Source organism: Arthrobacter sp. P1_B9, assembly GCF_056406495.1.
The window spans coordinates 1-1,836 of record NZ_JBFUAA010000026.1 but is presented as its reverse complement, the minus strand read 5'-3'; the positions used below and the strand labels follow the sequence as shown (position 1 = coordinate 1,836).

1 rRNA gene is annotated in these 1,836 nt (G+C 56.2%); it reads left to right on the top strand.

Features of this window, described 5'->3' with window-relative positions:
• Positions 1-185: 185 nt before the first annotated feature.
• Positions 186-1,712 (top strand): 16S ribosomal RNA (locus AC1D1A_RS20860).
• The last annotated feature ends 124 nt before the right edge of the window (positions 1,713-1,836 follow it).

Here is a 1,836-nt window from a genome sequence, read left to right as displayed (position 1 = left end):
TGTGTCTGTTGTTTGAGAACTCAATAGTGTGCCAAGTTTGTTGATACCAATTTATTGTATTGAATTGGTTGAATTTGCCGGGCCCGCCACCCCGTGGTGTGGTCTGGTGTTATTTGGCTGGTTTCAAATTTTGTGCAGCGTGTGCATCCCGTTTTCCCGGGGGCGCATGTTGTGTCTGTTTTACTTCAACGGAGAGTTTGATCCTGGCTCAGGATGAACGCTGGCGGCGTGCTTAACACATGCAAGTCGAACGATGATCCGGTGCTTGCACCGGGGATTAGTGGCGAACGGGTGAGTAACACGTGAGTAACCTGCCCTTAACTCTGGGATAAGCCTGGGAAACTGGGTCTAATACCGGATATGACTYCTCATCGCATGGTGGGGGGTGGAAAGCTTTATTGTGGTTTTGGATGGACTCGCGGCCTATCAGCTTGTTGGTGAGGTAATGGCTCACCAAGGCGACGACGGGTAGCCGGCCTGAGAGGGTGACCGGCCACACTGGGACTGAGACACGGCCCAGACTCCTACGGGAGGCAGCAGTGGGGAATATTGCACAATGGGCGCAAGCCTGATGCAGCGACGCCGCGTGAGGGATGACGGCCTTCGGGTTGTAAACCTCTTTCAGTAGGGAAGAAGCGAAAGTGACGGTACCTGCAGAAGAAGCGCCGGCTAACTACGTGCCAGCAGCCGCGGTAATACGTAGGGCGCAAGCGTTATCCGGAATTATTGGGCGTAAAGAGCTCGTAGGCGGTTTGTCGCGTCTGCCGTGAAAGTCCGGGGCTCAACTCCGGATCTGCGGTGGGTACGGGCAGACTAGAGTGATGTAGGGGAGACTGGAATTCCTGGTGTAGCGGTGAAATGCGCAGATATCAGGAGGAACACCGATGGCGAAGGCAGGTCTCTGGGCATTAACTGACGCTGAGGAGCGAAAGCATGGGGAGCGAACAGGATTAGATACCCTGGTAGTCCATGCCGTAAACGTTGGGCACTAGGTGTGGGGGACATTCCACGTTTTCCGCGCCGTAGCTAACGCATTAAGTGCCCCGCCTGGGGAGTACGGCCGCAAGGCTAAAACTCAAAGGAATTGACGGGGGCCCGCACAAGCGGCGGAGCATGCGGATTAATTCGATGCAACGCGAAGAACCTTACCAAGGCTTGACATGGGCCGGACCGGGCTGGAAACAGTCCTTCCCCTTTGGGGCCGGTTCACAGGTGGTGCATGGTTGTCGTCAGCTCGTGTCGTGAGATGTTGGGTTAAGTCCCGCAACGAGCGCAACCCTCGTTCCATGTTGCCAGCGCGTAATGGCGGGGACTCATGGGAGACTGCCGGGGTCAACTCGGAGGAAGGTGGGGACGACGTCAAATCATCATGCCCCTTATGTCTTGGGCTTCACGCATGCTACAATGGCCGGTACAAAGGGTTGCGATACTGTGAGGTGGAGCTAATCCCAAAAAGCCGGTCTCAGTTCGGATTGGGGTCTGCAACTCGACCCCATGAAGTCGGAGTCGCTAGTAATCGCAGATCAGCAACGCTGCGGTGAATACGTTCCCGGGCCTTGTACACACCGCCCGTCAAGTCACGAAAGTTGGTAACACCCGAAGCCGGTGGCCTAACCCCTTGTGGGAGGGAGCTGTCGAAGGTGGGACTGGCGATTGGGACTAAGTCGTAACAAGGTAGCCGTACCGGAAGGTGCGGCTGGATCACCTCCTTTCTAAGGAGCACCTACAACCACCCTGCCGGGCGTTATGTCCGTGTGGTGGGGTTGTCAGGAGTACGCCCGTTGCGCAGACGCTAGTTCTGCGGCGGGTGCTCACGGGTGGAATATCAACAAATAG